Origin of the sequence: Flavonifractor sp. HCP28S3_F3 (assembly GCF_052065355.1) — a bacterium.
GTDB lineage: Bacteria > Bacillota > Clostridia > Oscillospirales > Oscillospiraceae > Flavonifractor.
This window is the reverse complement of sequence record NZ_JBQHUF010000003.1, coordinates 99111-121473: the sequence shown is the minus strand read 5'-3', so window position 1 is coordinate 121473 and position 22363 is coordinate 99111. Positions and strand designations below refer to the sequence as shown.

Genomic DNA, 22363 nt, shown 5'->3' with positions numbered 1-22363 from the left:
TCATCCATCGTCTGGTACGACCTATCCATGCTATAGTAGTTAAGATCCAGTTCAATGACTGAGGTGATAGAATGAAAAAGGAATGTGTCGCCATGTTGCTGGCAGGAGGACAGGGCAGCCGTCTGCACGCCCTCACCAGCCATGTGGCCAAACCCGCGGTCCCCTTTGGGGGTAAGTACCGCATCATCGACTTTCCCCTGTCCAACTGCATCAACTCCGGTATCGACACCGTGGGCGTGCTGACTCAGTACCGCCCCATGGAGCTGAATGCCTACATCGGCAACGGCGAGCCCTGGGATCTGGACCGCTCCTACGGCGGCGTCCACATTCTGCCTCCCTACATGCGGGAAGGCGAGAAGGGCACCTGGTACAAGGGTACCGCCAACGCCATCTACCAGAATATCAACTTCCTGGAGACCTATGACCCGGAGTACGTGCTCATCCTGTCGGGCGACCACGTATATAAGATGGACTATGCCCAGATGCTCCGCCGCCACAAGGAGGTGGGCGCGGCCTGCACCATCGCCGTGCTGGAGGTCCCCATGGAGGAGGCTCCCCGCTTCGGCATCATGAACGTGGATGAGAACGATGACATCTACGAGTTCGAGGAGAAGCCCAAGAAGCCCAAGAGCAACCTGGCCTCCATGGGTATTTACATCTTCTCCTGGAAGAAGCTGCGGGAGTATCTGATCGCCGATGAAGAGGATGAAAAGAGCTCCAACGATTTCGGCAAGAACATTATCCCTGCCATGCTGAACAACGGCGAGAAGATGACCGCCTATCGCTTCCAGGGCTACTGGAAGGACGTGGGCACCATCGACTCCCTGTGGGATGCCAACATGGATATGCTCTCCCCGGACAACGGTATTGATCTGTACGATACCGAATGGCCTATCTATGCCCGCACTCCAACCAAGCCCCCGCATTTCATGGGTAAGAGCGCCAAGGTGGAGCACTCCATGGTCACCGGCGGCTGTGAGGTGTACGGCACGGTGGAGAATTCCGTGCTCTTCCATTCCGTCATCGTGGAAGAGGGCGCGGTGGTGCGCTACTCCATCCTGATGCCCGGTACCGTGGTAAAGGCGGGCGCCGTGGTGGAATACGCCATCGTGGCGGAAAACAGCGTCATCGGCGAGCGGGCCAAGGTAGGCGCCTCTCCCGACGGCAGTGAGGACTGGGGCGTGGCCGTGGTGGCTCAGCACCTGACCATCGGTCCCGACGCCGTGGTCTCCCCCAAGGCCATGATCACTCGTAATGTGAAAGGAGGTGGGGTGAAATGATGAACAAACTGCATGGCATCATCTTCTCCTACCTTTCCAACCCCGACCTGCGTGAGCTGACTCAGAACCGGAACACCTGCTCCATCCCCTATGGCGGACGGTACCGCGTCATCGACTTTATGCTCTCCAGCATGGTCAACGCCGGCATTTCCGATGTCGGCATGATCGTCCACGCCAACTATCAGTCCCTGCTGGACCACGTGGGTTCCGGCAAGGACTGGGACCTGAGCCGCAAGCACGGCGGCCTGCGCATCCTGCCTCCCTTCGGTTACTCCGGTAAGCGGGAAGGCGTGTACCGGGGCCGCATGGACGCTCTGGCTGGTGTGCGCTCCTATCTGCAGAACATCCGGCAGGACTACGTGGTGCTGGCCGGCGGCGACGTGGCGGTGAACCTGCCGCTGCGGGATATCTTTGACGCCCACATCCGCAACGACGCCGACATCACCGCCGTGTGCACCACCCATCCTATGGGTGACCCCAAGGAGTCTGACTACTTCTCCATCGGGGCCGGCGGACGGATCACCGACGTGGCAGTGCATCCCTCCATCGCCCAGGGCTGCGAGTCCCTGGAGGTCTACATCCTCTCCAAGGCCCTGCTGCTCTCCCTGGTGGACCACTGCGCCGCCCACAACATTCCTTCCTTCAGCATGGGCGTGCTCCAGGCCATGGCGGGCAAGCTGAAGATCTGCCCCTATGTCTATGACGGCTATGCCGCCCGGCTGCAGTCGGTGGCCGGCTACTTTGCCCGCAGCATGGAGCTGCTGGACCCGGATATCCGCAGCCAGCTGTTCGTGCCCGAGCGTCCGGTCCGCACCAAGGATCGCTCCGACCCCTCCACTTACTACGGCCCCGACTCCAAGTCCATCAACTCTCTGGTAGCCGACGGCTGCATTATCGAGGGCGAGGTGGAGAACTCCATCCTGTTCCGGGGCGTGCGGGTGGAAAAGGGCGCCCGTGTGTCCGGCTGTGTGCTGATGCAGGGCACCACCATCCAGGCCGGTGCTGTGCTGAAATATGCCATCACCGACAAGAACGTGCGGGTAAATCCCGGCCGTATGCTGATGGGCCACAGCACCTATCCCCTGGCCATCGCCAAAAACGAGATCGTATGACGGGGTTGGCGGGCCTGCCGTTTTCCGGCCGGCCCGCCTCCTCTGTGCATACACATCACTTTGATTGGAGAATAATATGAATATTTTGTTTGCCACCTCGGAGTGCGCTCCCTTTATCAAGACCGGCGGTCTGGCCGACGTGGCCGGCGCGCTGCCCAAGGCTCTGGCCAAGCTGGGCCATGACGTACGGGTGATTCTGCCTCTGTACGAGGGTATCGGTCAGGAGTGGCGCAGCCAGATGACCTTCCTGCAGTGCTTCCATATCACCGTAGCCTGGCGCACTCCCTACTGCGGTATCCTTGAGCTGAAGCAGGACGGTGTCACTTACTGGTTCGTGGACAACGAGTACTACTTCAAGCGGGCCAATATTTATGGCCACTATGACGACGGTGAGCGGTTCGCATACTTCTCCCGGGCTGTGGTAGAAGCGGTGGGTTACCTGAACTGGCACCCCGATGTGCTCCACTGCAACGACTGGCAGACCGCTCTGGTGCCCATCTACCTGCTGGAGGAACGTCACCGCATTCCTCAGCTGGCTGACACCAAGAGCGTGTTCACCATCCACAACATCGAGTACCAGGGCCGTTACGGCAGCCAGACCCTGAAGGATCTGTTCGGTCTGAATCAGGGCTACTTCAACGAGCATATGCTGGAGTATCACGGCGACGTGAATCTGATGAAGGGCGCCATCTACGCCGCCGACTACGTCACCACCGTGTCTCCTACTTACGCCGACGAGCTGCAGTACAGCTTCTACGCCCATGGGCTGGAGGGCGTCATCTCCGACAACCGCCACAAGCTGAAGGGCATCCTCAACGGCATTGACACCGAGATCTACGATCCCGCCAAGGATCAGGGTCTGACCAAGCACTTCTCCGCCAAGCAGATGGCGGGCAAGAAGGCCTGCAAGGCCGCCCTGCAGCAGATGTCCGGCCTGCGGGAGAATCCCGACACCCCCATCATCGCCTGTGTCTCCCGGCTGGTGAAGCACAAGGGCTTCGACCTGGTCACCGCCGCTATCCATGACATCATGGGCATGGATGCCCAGATGATCGTGCTGGGCACCGGCGACTGGAACTTTGAGGAGTCCTTCCGCCAGGCTCAGAACCAGTACCCCGGCCGGTTTGCTGCCCATCTGATGTACTCCCCCAACCTGTCCACTGCCATCTACGGCGGCGCCGATATCTTCCTCATGCCCTCCATTTCGGAGCCCTGCGGCCTGAGCCAGATGATCGCCATGCGCTACGGCACCGTGCCCGTGGTGCGGGAGACCGGCGGTCTGCGCGACTCCGTGGTTCCTTATAACAAGTTTACCGGAGAAGGTACCGGCTTCTCCTTCTCCAACATCAACGCCCACGAGATGGCGGGCGTGCTTGCCGAGGCGGTGGAACTCTATCACAACGACAAGAAGGCTTGGAAGGGCATCCAGAAAAACGGCATGACCGCCGACTTCTCCTGGGACAAATCTGCCCAGGAATACTGCCAGATCTACAGCTGGGTAAGCGGCAAGTAAAGATCAACTTCCTTCTCTTGACAAATCAGATACGATTGTGATAAAATTCCGCTCCGCAGGGGGATTTTGCCTCCCTGCGGAGCGCTTTGATGCGATCCCAACCAGAATAGGAGATGTCTGCGTTGCACAATTATACCAAGAAAGAACTGATGAACCTCATCACCGGCAAACTGCGCCGCAACTTCGGCCGGGACGTGGAAGAGGCCACCAGTCTGCATATGTTCAAGGCCTGCGCCATGGTCCTCCGGGACATCATGTCCGAGCGGCAGATGAAGACCGCCGACAAGGTGGTGGAGGAGCATCAGCGTCAGGTCCATTATCTGTCTCTGGAGTTCCTGATGGGCCGTTCTCTGATGAAGAACGCCTACAATCTGGGCGTGGTGGATCAGCTGAAGGCCGCTGTGGAGGCTCTGGGCTTCTCCGCCACCGACCTGTTCGAGACCGAGCCTGACGCCGGTCTGGGCAACGGCGGTCTGGGCCGCCTGGCCGCCTGCTATCTGGACTCCATGACCACCCTGGAGATCCCCGCCACCGGCTACTCCATCTGCTACGAGCTGGGTATCTTCAAGCAGAAGATCGTGGACGGCCAGCAGGTGGAGCTGCCTGACAACTGGCTGGGTCTGGGCGATGCCTGGCTCATCCCCAAGATGGATGAGGTGGAGGAAGTCCACTTCGGCGGTAAGGTGGAGGACGAGTGGGACGACCAGGGCCGCCACCGTGTGAAGCACACCGGCTACGACACCGTGCTGGCAGTGCCCAAGGACATGGAGATCTCCGGCTACCACACTGAGCACGGCAACCTGCTGCGCCTGTGGGACGCCAAGAGCCCCACGCCGGTGGATATGAACCTGTTCTCCTCCGGCCAGTATCTGAAGGCAGTGGAGCAGCAGGCCATGGCTGAGTCCATCTCCAAGGTGCTGTATCCTGAGGACAACCACTATGAGGGCAAGTCCCTGCGTCTGAAGCAGCAGTACTTCTTCGTGTCCGCTACCATCCAGTCCATCGTGCGCAAGCACCGGGCGGAGTACGGTACCCTGCGCAACTTCCATCTGAAGCACGTCATTCAGATCAACGATACCCATCCCACCCTGGCCATCCCCGAGCTGATGCGTATCCTGCTGGACGAGGAGGGCTACGGCTGGGAGGAGGCCTGGTATATCACCACCCACACCATCGCCTACACCAACCACACCGTCATGGCGGAGGCGCTGGAGCGCTGGCCTCAGCAGCTCATCGAGTCCCTGCTGCCCCGGATCTGGCAGATCCTCATCGAGATCTCCAACCGGTATCAGGAGGCTCTCACCGCTTACTTCCACGGCGACCTGTCCAAGGTTGCACCCATGGCCATCATCTGGGGCGGCGAAGTGCGCATGGCCAACCTGTGCGTGTGCGCCTGCTTCAAGGTCAACGGCGTGTCTGCCCTCCACTCTGACATTCTGAAAAAGGACGTCTTCCACGACGCCTACGTCCGCACCCCCGACAAGTTCACCAACGTGACCAACGGCATCGACCACCGCCGCTGGCTGGCAGAGAGCAATCCCAAGCTGGACGCCCTCATCCGGGAGTGCTGCGGCAAGGATAAGTACCTGCTTCAGCCTCAGGCTCTGAAAGATCTGGAAAAGTACCAGGACGACGCCGGCGTGCTGTCCCGACTGGGCGAGATCAAGGCCGAGAACAAGAAGGCCTTCGCCGCCTGGGTCCAGCGTGAGAGCGGCATCGTGCTCAATACCGATGCCATCTTTGACGTGCAGGTAAAGCGGCTCCACGAGTACAAGCGTCAGCTGCTCAACGTGCTGCACATCATCTACCTGTACCAGCACATGAAGAACGATCCTCACTTCGACTTTGCCCCCCGCACCTATCTGTTCGGCGCTAAGGCTGCTCCCGGCTACGCCGTAGCCAAGCGGATCATCCGGCTCATCAATTCTGTATCCCAGATGATCGAGAAGGACCCCATCTGCAAGGACCGGCTCCAGGTTGTCTTCTTGGAGAACTACCGGGTGAGCCTGGCGGAGAAACTGATGCCCGCCTCCGAGCTCAGCGAGCAGATCTCCACCGCTGGCAAGGAGGCCAGCGGCACCGGCAACATGAAGTTCATGATGAACGGTGCTGTGACCATCGGTACCCTGGATGGTGCCAACGTGGAGATGCACCAGGTGCTGGGCGACGAAAACATCTTCCTCTTCGGTCTGAAGGCCCACGAGGTGGCCGAGCTGAAGCAGAAGGGCTACAAGTCTTACGAGTACTATGTCCACAACCCCGACCTGCGGGCTGTGGTGGATCAGCTCAATGTGGGCTTCGGCGACGGCGTGGCCTATGACGACATCGCCCGCCGGCTGCTCTTCGGCGACGGCGGCGCCGCCGACGAGTACCTGCTGCTGGCCGACTTCGAGAGTTATCGGGACGCCCATGTCCGGGCTGGCCGTGCCTATCAGGACCCCAAGGCCTGGAACAAGATGTCCCTGCTGAACATCGCCCGGTCCGGCATCTTCGCCGCCGACCGCTCCATCAGCGACTACGCCCGGGATATCTGGAACGTGCCCGTGCGGGAGATCAAGTAAACAGCACACTGAAAGTGGGCGGCTTATAAAAAGCCGCCCACTTTTTTCTGCTATCATGCAATCATTTCCCCTGCCTCAGCGCTTTCTTGACAGAAGGGAGTGAATGGTATGCCCAGTCTCAATGGAATTCCCCTCTCCTGCGAGGAGATCCTGGACCGCTGGGGACCTCTGGTCTTTCGCATGGCCGTCCAGGGTACCGGAAGCCGTGCCGATGGAGAGGACGTGGCCCAGGAGGTTTTTGTCAGTCTGATCCAGTCTGACCCCGCCTTTACTGACGAGACCCACCTGAGGGCCTGGCTGATCCGGGCCACTGCCAATCGCTGCAAAAGCTGGGGCCGGTCTCCCTGGCGGAAGCACACCGTTCCCCTGGAGCTGAGCCGGGATGCCGCTCCGCCGCCCTCCGAGGGTCCCAACGTATTGGAAGCGGTGGCCGCTCTTCCCGCCAAGTACCGCTGGCCGGTGTACCTCCACTACATTGAGGGGTATACCGCCGCCGAGATTGGCCAGCTGCTGGGCTGCCCCCGGAACACGGTACTCTCCCGGCTGAGCCGTGCTCGAGACAAGCTGAAGGACGCGCTGAAGGAGGAATGGTCATGAACAGCGAACAGCGCTATCGCAATACCCTAAGGGGGCTGACCCCCTCCCCTGACTGGCAGAAGAACACTCTGGAAGCGATGAAAGCAGCTCAAGGGAAGCGAACGCACCTCCGTTCCCGCCCCATGGTTTTCGCCGCTGCGGCGGCGGTCTTGGCCCTGGCGTTCACCGGCGGTGTCTGGTGGTCCAGCCGAATGGAAACAGGCCCCGATGATCCCGGCGTGGCCCGCACCCCGGAACCGGCGGTCACACCCACCCCCTCCCCAAACGGTCCCATCTGGAACGACACCTTTTCTATCGTCACTGACGCCAGCCAAGCCATGGGGAACTATCCCACCGTCGGGCGTCTGGAGGAGCTGGCCCAGCTGCCGGTGTACGAAAATCCCATCCCCACAGAGGCCGAGCAGCGGGCCTTGCTGGACCAGTGGGTGGAGGTACTGGGCCTCACCATCACCAAAACCGACTGGTACCCCTCCCAGGGTGCTGATACCATGGGCCGGGAACCCACCCTGGAGGCGGAATGTACCGACGGCTCCTGGCTTTCCCTCCATGGGCTGAACTCCCTCACCATCTATGAATCCCCCAACCAGGCCCAACTGGAGGAAACAGCCCTGGCCTACCTGAGGGAAGCTGGAGTTGAGACCGCCCAGGAAGTTACAGAAAGCTATTCCTACACGGCGGAGCAGTTCTCCATCCAGACCACCTGGTGGATGGATCCTGACGCCTCGCTGGAGGAGCAGCTCTATTCCTACAGCTTCCGGCGCACGGAGGACACCTATGGTGCCAAGCTGACCATCTGGCTCCCGCCTACCACCAGCGGAGTTGATTATCCTCTCTGCTCGGCGGAGGACGCCATAGCCTCCTTCCGCTCCGGGGACTATTGGGGAAGCGACTACACCGCCTATCCCGATCAGGCGGAAATTCTCCAGATCACGCTGGAGTACGACATCGGCTCCGGCCAGCCCTATCTCCAGCCGGTGTACCGCATCCTGTTCACTCAGGACTATTGGGTTGAGCTCATCCCCGCTCTGCTGCAAAACGACGGGCTGGATGCCTCCATTTTCACAGGAGTAGGCACCGCCTACGTCCCCGCCATAGAACCGGAATATCAGGACGAGGTACCCTATCGGCGGTACTTCAACGACGGCCTGGCCCACCACACCCCCGAAGATCTGCCCTGACAGGCATGCAAAAAGCGCCGCGGTACAGTTCACTGCTCCGCGGCGCTTCTATTTTCTCTGCGTTTACCGGGCCACAATCACCCGAATACGTCCGCCGGTGCTTTCGTCCTTGTCGTACCAGCCGGTGAGTGTATAATCCCCGCCCTGGATTCGGGACAGAGTGGAGAGCTGATACTCCCCATTCACCACCACATAGACTGCCACAGTCTCGGACAGGGCGTACTCTCGGTTATCGGTGCCCACAGCGATACTCCCGCTGACACTGTCCAGCTTGCGCTGGCTCAGATTTACCAGGCGTTCCACATTGGTGTCGCTGTCCATTTTCACCTGGCAGGGCCCCTTCTCCAAGTTATACACAGCGGAGGAGGAAGCAAACACCAGTTCCTGCCCGCCTACATCATAGGTATAGGCAGAGCTGAGCACAAAACCGCCGCCGGGAATGGACACATCCACCTCTTCCACATCGGTGATAACACCATACTGGTGAATATCTCCGGTGACATCATTCAGGATCAGGTGGCTGATCTCACCCTGAGCGTTGAGCACATAGTACCGCACCATATCACCGCTGAAGTTCACCCCGGCCAGCCGCTTGGGATAGACCCGGATGGGGGTGCGCTCCTCATAGGTGTCGATGATCTGCACATCGTCCGCCAGGGTGTAACTGCCCAGCTTGGTACCGTCGCTGTTCATCTTGCCGGTGAGACGGGTCTCAGACAGTCGGGTAACGGAACCCTCGCCGCTGGTATCCACCCGTACCAGATCGCCCACATCCAGATTCTTGTTGTCGGTCTGGTAGCGGTAGCTGCCGCCGTTGGTAGCGGATACCGTCACGGTGCGGGCGGTATAGGTACCGCCCTTCCCATCGCTGTAGGAGGTATTCTCCGCCTTGGTCACCACGCCGTACAGCACGCTGCCCGCGCTCTGGCTGTCGGCCACCGCCGCCACACCGCCGGAACGGCCCAGCAGCAGAGTCACGGTATCACCGATCTGCCAGCCTCCCAGATCGGACAGGGCATAGGCGGCGTCAGTGGTCTCAATGGCATAGGTCTTGCCCGCCACGGTAACGGAGGTGGGAGCGGTGATAGAGGGCGAGGCCGCCTCATAGGTACCAGTGACCTTATCACTGTATGCCCACACAGTGCGCATGGACTCCGACCAGTAGACCACGTCCTGAACCTGGACGGCGTTCAGAGTGGAAGTCTTGCCATCCCGGTAGACCTTTGCGGTAGAGGAAGAGAAGGGCAGCTGACTCTGCCAGCCGGCAGTCGCCACCACCGGACCGTCCATGGCGGAGTTGATCAGAGCCACACGGTCCAGCTCTCCGGAGGCACTCACCAGATTGAGGGTGGGCTCCAGCACATTGAGGTAATAGGTACCCGCCTTATTCTTGGTGAGCAGCAGGTTGTAGAAGAGGTACATGGCGTCCCGCCGGGTCATATTGCTGTCCTGGCCCAGGGAGATGCCCTGATCCAGCTTCAGAGCCCGATACTGAGCCATCTGACCGGAGGGCCAGACACCGGTGAACTCGCTGTCCTCATAGCCCAGCAGGCGGAGGACTACCGTCACCGCCTCGGCCAGAGTGATGGTACGGTCCGGGTTGAAATAGCCCCGCAGATCGCCCTGCACCAGGCCCAGATCCACTGCCGCCTTGATGTAGGGGGCAGCCCAGTGATTCTGAGGTACGTCAGGGTAAGGCTTCACCGCCACCGTGTCTCCCACGGTGTCCCGGCTGGTGGAGGCAGCCACCGCCAGCTTGGTGAACTCCGCCCGGGTGAGGGTACGGTCCAGGGCCAGATCCCCGTTCTGATCTCCCACCATGATGTCCAGTGCCGCCAGAACCTGAGCAGCCTCATCCTCCGACGGGGCAGCGGCCAGGGCGGCAGGGGCCAGGCCCAGCAGCAGCACCACAGCCAGCAGACCGGATAACAGTCGTTGTTTCATCTTTTTTCTCCTTCCCACGGAAATGGAAGCGTGTGTCTTTATCATATACCAACCGCCGCCGTGAGGCAAGTCAATCATACCGCAGTGCATCGATGGGATTGAGCTTGGCGGCCTTGTTGGCCGGCAGGTAGCCGAAGAGGATGCCGATACCCACACTGACCCCGAAGGACACTGCGATGCCTCCGGCAGTGGGAACAGCGGCGAAGCCCTCTGCACCGCTGACCAGGGCACCCACCAGGGTGGTGAAGAGATTGGCCAACAGGATGCCCAGAATGATACCCAGGACTCCGCCGATGGCGGAGGTGGTACCCGCCTCGATAATGAACTGGCTGCGGATATCCTTGCCCTTGGCGCCCAGGGATTTGCGGATGCCGATCTCCCGGGTGCGCTCCGTCACCGACACCAGCATGATGTTCATGATGCCGATGCCGCCCACTACCAGGGATATGGCGGCGATGACGATGAGGATGGTCATCAGCACATCCAGCATGGAATCCATCATATCCATCATCTCAGACATGGTCATGACCATGTAATAGCTCTCATCCTGATAGATCCGGTAAAGCATGCTCTCAATGACGCCCTTGGCAGCGGAGGACGTGTCCTGGCTGGTGCTGGTCACCAGATAGGTCTGCATTCCCATGCCGCCGGCCCCCAGCTGCTGAGCCAGACCGTAGGGCAGATAGATGATATCGTCACCGCTGCCTTCCGTGGAGTCGGCCTTCTGGTCCAGCACACCAATGACTGTGTAGGGCGTACCGCCGATGGTGAGGGTCTGCCCCAGGCCCTTTCCCTGGAACATATCCTGGTTCAGGTAATCACCGATGACGCACACCTTCTGCTCCCGCTCCACGTCTACATAGCTGAGGAAGCGCCCTTCCTTCAGCTTTTCACCGTTGACGGTCTGGTTCTTCTCCGGGTTATACAGGGTCTCGCTGACCCCGTAGACACTGGTGTGGTCATATTCATCGGTGCCGTGTCGCACCGCAGCGGAGGCGCTGAGGTAAGGGGAAACCGAGTCCAGATACTGGGGATATTTTTCCGCCAGATCATAAAAATCGTCCGGCTTGACCTCCCGGTTGCTCCCCATAGGGTAGATCATGACCTGGATCAGGTTGACGCCCACCTGCTCGAACTGGGCATTCATGTACTGCTGCATGCCGTTGCCCAGGGAGACGATGATGATGACCGCTGCCACGCCGATGATGATGCCCAGCATGGTGAGCAAAGCCCTCATCTTGCTGGTCATCAGGCTCTTGATGGCCATGCGGAAAGACTGACCCACTTTCATACGCCCACCTCTTCCTGCTCCTCGGGCTGGACCACCGCCTGGGGATCATGGGCGTCCCCGTCATAGATGATCCTGCCGTCCTGAAGGCGAACGATGCGCTTGGCTTTCACGGCAATGGAGTTGTCGTGGGTGATGAGTACCACCGTGTCCCCCTCTGCGTTGAGCTTTTGGAGAAAGCCCAGTACCTCCCGGCCGGTGCGGGAGTCCAAAGCGCCGGTGGGCTCGTCGGCCAGGATCACCGACGGGTTGCCTGCCAGTGCCCGGGCAATGGACACCCGCTGCTGCTGGCCGCCGGAGAGCTGGCTGGGCAGGTTTTTGCACTTATCTGCCAGGCCCACCCGCTCCAGAGCGGCCATGGCCCGCTCCCGCCGCTGGCTGGCGGACACCCCCGCATAGAGCAGGGGAAGTTCCACATTCTCCAGCACGTTGAGCTTGGGAATCAGGTTGTACTGCTGGAAAATGAAGCCCAGCATCTTATTGCGCACCTCGGCCTGCTGGTCGTCGTCCATGGTGGACACGTCCACGCCTCCCAGGTGATAGGTGCCGGAGGTGGGCACATCCAGACAGCCGATAATATTCATGGCAGTGGACTTGCCGGAGCCGGACTGGCCCACGATGGCCACAAATTCACCCTGATCCACCGTCAGGGAGATGCCGTCCAGGGCGTGGACCGCCTCGTCGCCCATCTGGTAGATCTTATACACGTCTTTGAGTTCAATGAGATGTCCCATGGCTTATCCCATCCCCATTGCGCTCATAATGCTGGATCCCTGGGGACTAAGGGCCACTACCACATCTCCTTCTTCCAGACCGTCCACGATCTCAATGTAGTTGTCGTCGTTGCGGCCCAGGGTAACCTGGCGCTCCTCGGTGGCGGAGAGGTCGGAGATGACGCCATTCTCATCCAGGCAGCCAGGGAGGGCCACCAGCACGGTGTCGCCCCGCTCCACCGCCTCCACCGGCAGGGTGAGCACATTGCCCGCTTCCTCCACGATGATCTTGGCGGACACGTTCATACCGGGGTAAAGCTCCTCCGGAGCACCATCCACCTTGATGGTCACCGGGTAGCTGGTGTTGCCGTTGACGGTGGTACCGTTGATGTTCACCTTATCCACCACGCCGGTAAAGCTCTGACTGTCCAGAGCGTCGGCGGTAATCTCCACCTTCTGACCCACCTGGATCTTGCTGATGTCCCGCTCGTCAATGTCCATATCAAAGGTCAGCTCGGAGCGGTCGTAGATCACCGCCGGATAGGTGACGGTGGAGCCGCTGGAGCTCATGCCGTTGATGTTGTCGCCCACGTCCAGGTTCTTCTCAATGACCTCGCCGGTGATGGTGGAGGTGATGGTGTAATCCTCCAGCTTATCCTGGGCGTTTTTCAGGGAAAGCTGGGCATTCTCCAGAGAAATGCGGGCATTCTCGATCTGGGTATCCAGATCAGCCTCGGAGATGACGCCGATGACCTGACCCTCAGTGACCCGATCCCCTTCCTTGACGGACAGGGTATCCAAATCGCCGGAGGCCTTGGCGGTGATCTGTGCGGAAGAGGCGTATGTAAAGGCTGCACCGGAGGCGCAGGCCGCACCGCCCACAGAGGCGGAGCCCTGGCTGGTCTCGGACAGCACACCGGGATTATTCACCAGGATGGTCACCTGCCGCACCAAGGTGCCGCCGGGACCCACCTCGTCGGTGGCCGCGATCTCATTTACAGTACCGGTGATGGTCTCAGCCGTGCCGCTGACGGTAACGGTGGCAGACTGGCCGATGTAGAAGCTCTTGGCGTCGGCGGAGTGGAAGGGCACCTTCAGCTTCATGTGATCCCGGTCCAGCACGTCGGCGATGACGGTGCCCACGGTGACGCTGTCCCCCTGGTCCACATAGAGCTTGGTGATGACGCCGGCGTCCTCCGCCTTGACGTTCCGGTCCTTCTGGTTGTCGCTCTGCGTCTTCAGCAGGTCGTCCAGGGCCAGCTGAGCGGAGCGAACATTGAGCTGGAGCTGCTGGATATTACTCTCCAGATCCCGGGCGTCGATGCGGAAGAGCACGTCGCCTTTCTGAACGGTCTGGCCCTCTTCAAAGGGTGCCTCCAGAATCTCACCGCTGACCAGCGTGGTGACCTTATAGGACTGGATGGGCTCGATAGTACCGGTGCCGGACACCGAAACGGTCATATCCCGCATTTCCGCCGTATAGGGCAGATAGGCGCTGCTGAGGAACTGCTGGCCCGCTCCCATACACCGGGAGAGCAGAAACGCCAGAAGCGCCACAATGACCAGAATGATCACCAGGCGTTTGACCCACTTGCGCTTTTTCTTTGGTGCTTTGAACTGCGGTGCCTGCTTTTCCGGCTCCGCCGCCGGGGCAGCCGGCTTGGTCTGGGTTGCTTCCATACTGGTTTCTCCTTTTCCTTGCTATGATTCTGAACAGCAGAGCTCTTTGGACAAAGCGCCCCGCTGAAGGATCCCGAACATACGCTCCAGCCGCAGCCTGGCTCCGGCCCGGTCGCCGGTGCTCCCAGCCGACATGAGCGCCCCTGCCACACCGAATACCAGCATGTGGAACAGGTCAGTCAGATCAGTGTCTGTCCGCAGGTCCAGTCGGGACAGAGCAACTCTGTCCCGCAGGCGATCCAGGATCGCCCCCGGGCCCTGCCGATCCAGAAAGGCCCCCGGCTGCATCTGCCGGTTCTTCCGAACGATCTGGGACAGCTCCCAACAGTCCCCGCTTCCCCAGTGGGTGCTGATATCTTCATACAGGTCCAGAAATGCGGCGAACAGATCGCCCTCCGCCTGGTCCAACAGCTGACCCAGCCGCTCCTCCAGCATCCGGCCATAGTTCTCCATCAAATAGCGGAAGAGATCTTCTTTATCGGTAAAATACATATAAAAGGATCCCCTGGGGATACCCGCCGTCTGAATGATCCGGTTGACGGAGGCGTCCTCATAGGGTACCCGGGCAAATTCCATCCGGGCTGCCGCCAGCAGCCGCTGGCGCTTCTCCTCGGGCAAATTAAAAAACGTGGTGCTGGGCATGGAGGCCCCTCCCATATGACAAGTTGTCACAATTGTACGCCCCGCCCGCGCGGCTGTCAACGCTCCAAAGTTAAATTTATCACTTCGTTCACATTTCTGCCGCGCCTCCCATAGGATACCAGCATTGTGTATAAGACGCCATCAAGGAAGGATTAAAGTTTTCTTAAAATATGAGATACACCTTCTCCCTGGTGGAAAGTCAAGAAAAATTTTCATGCTTTCAGGTATATCACCCCGCCAGGTTGTCCACAATAGGCTCGGAGGTGCTAATCAGCATGAAAAAACCGTTTGTTCAGCGTTTCGGCGATTTCATAGAGGGGAAAGGCTTCTACATCGTCCTGCTCCTCTGTGTCGCCGCCATCGGCGTATCGGGCTGGTATCTGTTCTCTTCCTTTGCTCCGGATCAGGAGGATGTAGCGGCCGGCGGCCCGGCTCAGGTCACTGTAACTCCCACGCCCAAGGTCACCGCTCCTGCAGTAACGGCGGAGCATACTGTGCCTACGCCTACACCCACACCTGTGACCAAGGCCACGGCCACACCGGCTCCCACCCCTGCGTCTACACCCTCTGCCACCCCCGCTTCCGCGCCCACCACCTATCTGTGGCCGGTGCGGGGAGATATCCTCACTTCCTACAGTGTGGACGCCCTGGCCTATGATCCCACCATGGCCGACTGGCGGGCCCACACCGGTATCGACATCGCCGCCAGTGCCGGTACGGAGGTCCGGGCGGCAGCGGCCGGTACGGTGGCCTCCGTCACATCTGACGTGATGATGGGCACCACGGTGGTCCTGGACCACGGTGGCGGCATGACCACCACCTACGCCAATCTGGCCGCCACGCCTACCGTGGAGGCGGGAGATACCGTATCCTCCGGCGACATCCTGGGCAGCGTGGGCAACACTGCCATTGCGGAGAGCGCCCTGGCCGACCATCTCCACTTCAGCATGGAGCTGGACGGCGCGTCCGTGGACCCGCTCTCTTACCTGACCAAATAACTCCTTCCTTTCCTCTCTTGCGGCAAGGGGCGCTCCCAAAACGGGAGCGCCCCTTGCTGCTTCTCTTATCGCCGGGCGATCTTGATGACCAGTACTGTGCGGTCATCCGCCGCGCCGCTCTGCTTTTCGCCCTCCTCCAACAGAGCCTGGGCCAGTTCCTTGGGGCTGGCGCCGTCAAAGGCGGCCAGCTTATCCCTCAGCCACTGATCGCTGCCGCCCCCGGTGACTCCATCGGTAATGAGGACCACGCAGTCCCCTGCATCCAGCTTGAGCTGGCTCACGTCGGGCAGTCCGCCTTCTCCGCCCGCCAGGCCGGCGGGCAGGGCCGCGCCGGTCACCCGGCTGACCGCGGCACCCTTTTTTATGTAGGTGGGAGCTGCGCCGTACTTGTACACCGACGCGTCTCCGCTGAACAGATCCACCCGCAGCAGATCCACGGTGGTGAAGCCGATCTCCTCCTCACCCCGGAGAGCCAGGGCGGCGCTCACCGTCCGCAAAGCGTTTTCCGGCCGTACCCCCGCCCGGAGGAACTGCTCCAGCAGCCGCACCGCCAGGGAACTCTCCCGCTGAGCCAGCCGGCCGGAGCCCATGCCGTCACACAGCAGCACGTAGAGGGCTCCGTCGTCGTGCTTGAACCAGGCACCGGTATCTCCCGACACCATCTGTCCGTCTTTTCGTTTGCTGGCAGCCCCTGCTACCGCCATCAGCGGCTCGCTCTGCACCAGCACCAACCGGTCCCTCCGGTCTCCCTCCACCACGCGCAGAGGAAAATTCACCAGCTTGGACAGTTTTTCCACTCCCGCAGCCTGCCGCAGGGGGGCCAGCCCCGCCCCTTCCAGCTCCAGCCGCAGGTGGCCCGCCTCGTCGTAATAGGCCGCCAGCTCACACTCGATGCCCTGGGCGGTGAGGTACTGGCGCAGCCTTTTCTCCCGGACAGGGTCTGGGATCAGTTCCGCCCCCAGCTCCGCCGCCGCGGTGCCCAGCACCTGGGCCAACTCCCCATACTGGCGGCACACCGCCGCCCGATTCTCCCGCATGCGGCTCTGGTACTGCCGGCGGTAGAGCAGAGCCGCTACCTCCTCATTGGCCGCCGCCAGAAATTCAGAGAATTTGAGGCAACGGTTGGAGAAGTAGGCGGGGAAGTCGCCCCCCTCTCCTCTGCCCCGCTCCAGCATGGCGGGCAGGGCGTCGTTGAGGGCGTTGAAGGTGGACACATAGTCCCGCTGCCAGCAGGCGTTCTGGAGGGAGCAGTGCTTGCATACCCGGTCCGCCGCCCGGTCAAACACGGCGGCGGAGTCGCCGTCGTTGGGCCGCCCCGACCGCAGGGTAAGCCGCATGGACTCATACAGCCCCTTGAAGGCGGCGGCAGTCTCCTCCAGCCGGGTGCGAACATAGGCCCTGGCCCGCTCTCTGGTATCCTGCCGGGGCTGGGCGGCAACCAGGGACCCCACCTGCCGTAAAGCCCGCTCGGGCAGCAGCATGAAAATCACTGAGGCAGCAAACACCTCATAGAGCAGGGCGATGTGGAGCCCGTCCTCCCAGCTCCACAACACCGCCAGGCCGTTAGAGAGCACGTAGGCCGCCGCCGTCGCCAGCCGGCCCTGCCGGTGGAAGGCTCCTGCCATCACTCCGGACAGGGCGTAAGCCATGGCGTAAAAGGGCATGCCGCCGGCGGCCAGATCCATGCCCAGGCCTACGGCTATACCCACCGTAGCCCCTACGCCAATGCCGCCCCGACTGGCAGTGGCCATCACCGCCAGCGCTGCTGCCAACCGCCCCACGGACAGTTCTCCAGGCAGCATCAGGTTAGACAGGGTAAGCAGCAGGGTGCCCGCCAGGATCAGCAGGCTCACCGTCTGCCGGGAGGTGAGTCCCTCCTCCTCCCGCTTTTCTGTCCAGGGGGTAAAGGCGATGCGGTAGAAGTAGGCCGATGCCCCGCACAGCAGCAGCTCGGTTCCGAAAAAGATCAGGCTCTCCCGGGTCCAACCCTGGTCAGATAAGTAGACAAAGCCGGTTACGGCGTCCATACCCCCAGCGGCCAGAGGCATGAACCACGGCTTGCGGTAGGCCTTCACATCAAAGAAGGCAAAAGCCACCGAAAATACCAGGATACAGGCCGCCGTGTACCGCAGGCCCTCCGGCAGCCCCTGCATAGTCAGGTAGCCAAAGCAGGCCCCCAACAGGGCGCAGAAGCCGTCCAGCCCCGAGCCGGAGGCTCCCACCAGTCCCAGTCCAAAGGGGGCATAGCCTCCAAAAATCTCCGCTCCCGCCAGCAGCGCTCCCAGCAGGAACCGGATGACGCACTCCGCTGTCCGCACCAGGGCCGGAGCCCGGAATACCACCTTTCCCGTCTCCCGGGCCTCTTCCCGCAGCCGGGCCGCCTTGGTCCTTAACTTCTCCTTTGTCGCCATGGTCCCTGTCTCCTTTGTTCCGGGCTTGTCCGCCCAGTGTGTCAGAGACAGTATAATCCATATTTTGGAAAAATAGCGTCGGAACCGGGAGGACTATGCCTCCCGGTTCCCCGTTTAACGTATCACAATATCCACATAGGCGGAGGTCGTGGCATCCAGCACCGCCATATAGCCGCACCGGAACTCCATCCAGTCCCCCACCCGTACCCGCCCGCCGCAGTCCTCCACATCCACGATCAGATGGTCGGAGCTGGCTCCGATCATCTCCGCCCCCGGCAATACGGGGGTGAGGGCCGCCCAGGCCACATCCTGCTTTCCGGCGGCACAGATGGCCCGCAGACGCACGCCCCGGTCCGGATACTCCGGAGTGTCCCCCTTTCCGTCCCGGCCCAGCTCCCCGATGGGCACCGACGGCTTGCGGCGCAGCTCCACCACCTGAGCCTTAAAGAGGAACGCGTCGTGGTGATAACCCTCCAGGAACCGACTTCCGGTGGTGTCCTCACCATAGAGCACCGCCTCTCCTACCCGCAACTGGTTGATCCCGTCAGGCATGGTCCCCTCCTCCAGCAGCTTAAGGGCGCAGGTACCCCCTGCCGACAGGACAGAGATGGAGCAGCCATAGGTCTGATTGAGGTAGTCCCGCAGCTCCACCAGGATTTTGGTATTGGCCACCGAGGGCAGCACACTGCCGTAACACCCCACGTTGGTACCCAGCCCCACCAGCTTCACACCGGGACAGGCCAGGATCTGGGGAACGATTTCATCCAGCTGCTCCCGGCCGAACACTCCTTCCCGCAGATCTCCCACATCCACCATTAAAATGATGGGGTGGACCTTGCCCTGCCGGAGGGCAGCCTCCGACACTGCCTGAATCACCTCGATCTGGCTCTGGAGGCTCCAGTCCGCCCACTGGACCACCTCCTCCGCCTCCGGGATGGCGGGGACGCGGATGAGCAGGTACTTCAGGCCGGGTATGGCCTTCTTGGCGGCAATGATATTTTTTATCCGGCTGTCGGCAAAGGAGGTGATCCCCCCTTCCATGGCCGCCCGGATCACCTCCGGCCGGGCGGAGAACCCCTTGGTGACGAAGGTCAGCTCCACCCCCCGTTCGGTGCAGAATGCATGGAGCTTTCTGGCGTTTTCCGTTACTTTTTTCGTGTCGATCTCCAGGATAGGCGCATACATAAAGGTCCCTCCGTTTCGATCTCTTGATAGGTTCATGATACCTGTTCTCACCTGCTCTGGCAAGAAAATCTTTCCGGCTACTTGACAGGCGTGTATATCTGTGTTATTACTGTATATGTCAAGTATATACAGTATGACAACAAGAGGTGCACCATGGATATTATCATCAGCAACTCCGGCGGCGTGCCCATTTACGACCAGATCACCCGGCAGATGAAGGGCCTCATTCTCCGGGGAGAGCTGGCCGAGGGGGAGGCCCTTCCCTCTATGCGGCTGCTGGCCAAAGAGCTGCGCATTTCCGTTATCACCACCAAGCGGGCCTATGAGGAGCTGGAGCGGGAAGGCTTCATCACCACCGTTCCCGGGAAGGGGTGCTTTGTTGCCCCCCGGAACCTGGAGCTGGTGCGGGAGGAGACCCTCCGCCGTGCCGAGGAACATCTGTCCCAAGCGGTGGACATCGCCAAGACCGGCGGCATCACCCTGGCCGAACTCACCGAAACCTTACATCTTCTGTATGGAGAGGACGAACATGAATAACGCATTGGAGATATCCCATCTCACCAAGGATTACGGCTCCTTCAAGCTGGACGACGTATCCTTTACTGTGCCCGGCGGCACCATCATGGGCCTGATCGGGGAAAACGGAGCGGGCAAATCTACCACCATTAAGTGCATCCTGAACCTGGTCCGCCGGGATAGCGGCACCATCACCGTCTTGGGGATGGACAATTTAACAGAGGAGCGGGCGGTCAAGGAGCAGATCGGCGTTGTGCTGGATGAAGTACTGTTTCACGACATGCTCCGGCCCCGGCAGGTGGGAAAGGTTCTGGCCGGACTGTACCCAAACTGGGACATGGCGCTGTTTGACCACTACCTAAAGAAATTTGACCTTGTGGGGAAAAAGACGGTGAAGGAGTTCTCCCGGGGCATGAAAATGAAGCTGGCCATCGCCGCCGCCTTTGCCGCTAAACCCCGGCTGCTGATCCTGGACGAGGCCACCTCCGGCCTTGATCCGGTAGTGCGGGACGAAATTCTGGACGAATTTCTGGAATTCATCCAGGACGAGGATCACGCCATTCTGATCTCCAGTCACATCACCAGTGACCTGGAGAAGGCGGCGGACTACATCACCTACCTGCACAACGGGCGGGTGGTGGTATCCGGGGCCAAGGATGAGCTGCTGGACACCTACGGCAAGCTGGTATGCAGCAAAACCGACCTGGAGCGTGTGGACCAGTCCCTGCTGGCAGGCAAGCGGGTGGGCCAGTTTGGCTGTGAGGCGCTGGTGAAAGACCGGCACACCTTTGCTCGGCGCTATCCGGCCCTGACGGTGGATCCGGTCACGCTGGAGGATATCATGGTCTTTACCGGAAAGGGGGATGCCCAATGAAAGGACTGCTTTACAAGGATATTGTGGTGCTGAAAAAGCAGATCTCTACCCTGCTGGTCTTTGTGGTAGTCTACGGCGGCTTCTGCGTGGCCGGGGTATTCGACTTCTCCATCATCGGCGCTCTTATCGCCGTGTTTGGCCTCACCATCCCCATGTCCTCGGTGGCCATGGATGACACCGCCCATTGGGACCGGTATGCTGCCGCCACCCCCGCCGGTCGAAAGGGCATTGTGGCGGGGAAGTATCTCTTCACCCTGCTGGTGATCCTGATCAGCATTCTGGCGGGCACGGCGGCAATGGTGATGCTCTCCCTGGCGGGGCTCACCGACACCCCTCCCACCGAGCTGGTGGGAATCTCGCTGTCCTGCGGCACGGTTACCCTGCTGCTGGACGCCATTCTTCTCCCCTTTCTGCTGAAATATGGGGCAGAAAAGGCACGCATCATCAGCATGATTACCTTTGTCATCATCTTCGGTGGGGCCATTCTGCTGGGCGGTCTGGCCAACAACGGTGTCAACATGCCCCAGCTCCCCGACTGGCTGGTGACCGCCTTGCCGGTGGTATTCGGCCTGGTAAGCGTCGGCGGTTTCGCTCTCTCCTTCGCCGTGTCCCTGGGTATCTACGCCCGGAAGGAGTTCTGACCAACTTGACAGACCGCCTCTTTCGCTGTATGGTGGTAGACGAAAACCAACGAAAGAGGCGGTCTTACCATGGATATTTCTCCTAAACAGATCTGTAAGCTGGCCCCCAACAAGGTGGATTACCTCATCCCCGGCGGGGAGATGATCAACGAGTTTCTGGAGGAGGGCCCAGAGGCAAAGGTGTGCTCTCAGATGTGGGTGGCCTCCCTGGTCACCTCCGCCCTCTGCCCCGGCACCAACGTGGGCCTGTCCCGGATCGCCGGTACCGATCGTTTCTTGCGGGACTGTCTGGAGGAGGATCCGGCGGCCTGGCTGGGTGAAGCCCACGCCAAATACTGGGGTGCCGACCTGGGCTTTCTGCTCAAGCTGCTCAACTCCCGGGACCGGCTGCTTATCCAGACCCACCCCGACGGGGCCAAGGCCATGAAATATTTCGGTCTGCCTCACGGCAAGGAAGAAGCGTGGTATGTCCTTGCCGCCCGGCCGGGCGCCTGCATCTGGCTGGGCTTCCGCCCCGGCGTGACGGAGGCGGATTTCCGTGCTCTTATCGAAGCCCAAGACTCCGCAGCCATGCTGGACTGCCTCCACAAAATCGAGATCCACCCCGGCCAGGTCTACTTTATCCCCGCCGGCACCGTCCACGCCCTGGGCAGCGATTCCCTGGTGGCCGAGATCCAGGAGCCGGTGGACCTGACTCTGCGGGCAGAGTACATCCGACCCGACGGCTCCCGGCTGCCTAAGGAGAGCATGTACGGCGCCGCCGGTATGGACGGCATGATGGACTGCTTCACCTTCGACTGCCTGAGCCGGGAGGAACTGCTGAACAAGCACCTGTCCGCCCCCCTGCCGGAGAAAGGGGAGCCTTGGCGGAAAAAGCTCATTTCCCAGCAGCAGACCAACCGCTTCTGGATGGACGAAATCAACCTGGGGCCTGACTGTCCGTCTATGGATGCCACCAACCCGGCTTTCCAGGTCTGGCTGGTGCTGGAGGGCCAGGGGGAATTTCAGTGGGAAGGCAACTCCCTGCCGGTCAAAAAGGGCGACGAGGTCTTTATCCCCCACGGTGTGACCGCTTACCGCTGCACCGCCCACACTCCTTTCCGGGCTCTGGCCTGCGGTGTGCCGGGACACAACTGAAGCAAAAGGACGGGAGCAGACACTCCCGTCCTTTTTTATGAAAACCGCTTGACAAATAAAGTCTACTATCGTAAACTTTATTTAGACTACAAC

At 60.7% G+C, this 22363-nt stretch carries 18 protein-coding genes; 11 read left to right on the top strand and 7 right to left on the bottom strand.

Annotated elements, in window-relative coordinates; genetic code table 11:
- The first annotated feature begins 71 nt into the window (after window positions 1-71).
- The 6 genes from ACTNB1_RS04520 to ACTNB1_RS04495 all read left to right on the top strand — a co-directional run bounded on the left by ACTNB1_RS04520 (window position 72) and on the right by ACTNB1_RS04495 (window position 8241).
- Window positions 72-1280: a glucose-1-phosphate adenylyltransferase gene (locus ACTNB1_RS04520; RefSeq protein WP_441168076.1), complete on the top strand. Its 1209-nt coding sequence runs from the start codon at window positions 72-74 to the stop codon at window positions 1278-1280.
- Entirely contained in the window at window positions 1277-2392 is a 1116-nt protein-coding gene (gene glgD, locus ACTNB1_RS04515; RefSeq protein ID WP_441168075.1) for a glucose-1-phosphate adenylyltransferase subunit GlgD, read from the top strand. Before ACTNB1_RS04520 ends, glgD begins: the two co-directional genes overlap by 4 nt.
- A gap of 76 nt (window positions 2393-2468) precedes the next feature.
- Complete coding sequence (gene glgA / locus ACTNB1_RS04510; RefSeq protein ID WP_441168074.1) at window positions 2469-3905, top strand: glycogen synthase GlgA; 1437 nt, start codon at window positions 2469-2471, stop codon at window positions 3903-3905.
- A 113-nt stretch (window positions 3906-4018) separates the two neighbouring features.
- On the top strand, window positions 4019-6466 hold the full coding sequence (locus tag ACTNB1_RS04505; protein WP_441168073.1) for a glycogen/starch/alpha-glucan phosphorylase: 2448 nt from the start codon (window positions 4019-4021) through the stop codon (window positions 6464-6466).
- A gap of 108 nt (window positions 6467-6574) precedes the next feature.
- Entirely contained in the window at window positions 6575-7063 is a 489-nt protein-coding gene (locus ACTNB1_RS04500; RefSeq protein WP_441168072.1) for an RNA polymerase sigma factor, read from the top strand.
- Window positions 7060-8241, top strand: coding sequence for a hypothetical protein (locus ACTNB1_RS04495; protein WP_441168071.1), 1182 nt, complete (start codon window positions 7060-7062; stop codon window positions 8239-8241). Before ACTNB1_RS04500 ends, ACTNB1_RS04495 begins: the two co-directional genes overlap by 4 nt.
- A 63-nt stretch (window positions 8242-8304) precedes the next feature.
- Here the strand turns inward: ACTNB1_RS04495 and ACTNB1_RS04490 are convergent, their stop codons facing one another.
- The 5 genes from ACTNB1_RS04490 to ACTNB1_RS04470 form a co-directional block, all read right to left on the bottom strand.
- A complete protein-coding gene (locus tag ACTNB1_RS04490; RefSeq protein ID WP_441168070.1) occupies window positions 8305-10185 on the bottom strand; it encodes an S-layer homology domain-containing protein in 1881 nt (626 codons plus the stop codon).
- 70 nt (window positions 10186-10255) lie between these two features.
- On the bottom strand, window positions 10256-11476 hold the full coding sequence (locus tag ACTNB1_RS04485; RefSeq protein ID WP_441168069.1) for an ABC transporter permease: 1221 nt from the start codon (window positions 11474-11476) through the stop codon (window positions 10256-10258).
- Entirely contained in the window at window positions 11473-12207 is a 735-nt protein-coding gene (locus tag ACTNB1_RS04480) for an ABC transporter ATP-binding protein (RefSeq protein WP_441168068.1), read from the bottom strand. The genes ACTNB1_RS04485 and ACTNB1_RS04480 overlap by 4 nt, the downstream gene beginning before the upstream one ends.
- A 3-nt stretch (window positions 12208-12210) precedes the next feature.
- Window positions 12211-13866: an HlyD family efflux transporter periplasmic adaptor subunit gene (locus tag ACTNB1_RS04475; protein WP_441168067.1), complete on the bottom strand. Its 1656-nt coding sequence runs from the start codon at window positions 13864-13866 to the stop codon at window positions 12211-12213.
- 21 nt (window positions 13867-13887) lie between these two features.
- Window positions 13888-14508, bottom strand: a complete 621-nt coding sequence (locus ACTNB1_RS04470; RefSeq protein ID WP_441168066.1) for a TetR/AcrR family transcriptional regulator — start codon at window positions 14506-14508, stop codon at window positions 13888-13890.
- A gap of 275 nt (window positions 14509-14783) precedes the next feature.
- Here ACTNB1_RS04470 and ACTNB1_RS04465 point away from each other — a divergent pair, with 275 nt between their 5' ends.
- The gene (locus ACTNB1_RS04465) at window positions 14784-15506 is read left to right on the top strand and encodes a peptidoglycan DD-metalloendopeptidase family protein (RefSeq protein ID WP_441168065.1); all 723 of its coding nucleotides are present in this window, start codon (window positions 14784-14786) and stop codon (window positions 15504-15506) included.
- 65 nt (window positions 15507-15571) lie between these two features.
- On the opposite strand, the gene ACTNB1_RS04460 is transcribed toward ACTNB1_RS04465, so the two are convergent.
- Both ACTNB1_RS04460 and ACTNB1_RS04455 read right to left on the bottom strand, forming a co-directional pair.
- On the bottom strand, window positions 15572-17917 hold the full coding sequence (locus tag ACTNB1_RS04460) for a SpoIIE family protein phosphatase (protein ID WP_441168064.1): 2346 nt from the start codon (window positions 17915-17917) through the stop codon (window positions 15572-15574).
- 114 nt (window positions 17918-18031) lie between these two features.
- On the bottom strand, window positions 18032-19102 hold the full coding sequence (locus tag ACTNB1_RS04455; RefSeq protein WP_441168063.1) for an alanine racemase: 1071 nt from the start codon (window positions 19100-19102) through the stop codon (window positions 18032-18034).
- A 153-nt stretch (window positions 19103-19255) separates the two neighbouring features.
- Here ACTNB1_RS04455 and ACTNB1_RS04450 point away from each other — a divergent pair, with 153 nt between their 5' ends.
- From ACTNB1_RS04450 to ACTNB1_RS04435, 4 genes are all read left to right on the top strand, one after another.
- Entirely contained in the window at window positions 19256-19639 is a 384-nt protein-coding gene (locus ACTNB1_RS04450) for a GntR family transcriptional regulator (RefSeq protein ID WP_191397910.1), read from the top strand.
- Window positions 19632-20492 carry an ABC transporter ATP-binding protein gene (locus tag ACTNB1_RS04445; RefSeq protein ID WP_441168062.1) on the top strand — a complete coding sequence of 287 codons (861 nt, stop codon included), beginning with the start codon at window positions 19632-19634 and terminating at the stop codon, window positions 20490-20492. Before ACTNB1_RS04450 ends, ACTNB1_RS04445 begins: the two co-directional genes overlap by 8 nt.
- Window positions 20489-21133: an ABC-2 transporter permease gene (locus ACTNB1_RS04440; protein WP_441168061.1), complete on the top strand. Its 645-nt coding sequence runs from the start codon at window positions 20489-20491 to the stop codon at window positions 21131-21133. The genes ACTNB1_RS04445 and ACTNB1_RS04440 overlap by 4 nt, the downstream gene beginning before the upstream one ends.
- Window positions 21134-21202: 69 nt before the next feature.
- A complete protein-coding gene (locus ACTNB1_RS04435) occupies window positions 21203-22270 on the top strand; it encodes a type I phosphomannose isomerase catalytic subunit (RefSeq protein WP_441168060.1) in 1068 nt (355 codons plus the stop codon).
- Window positions 22271-22363: the final 93 nt, after the last annotated feature.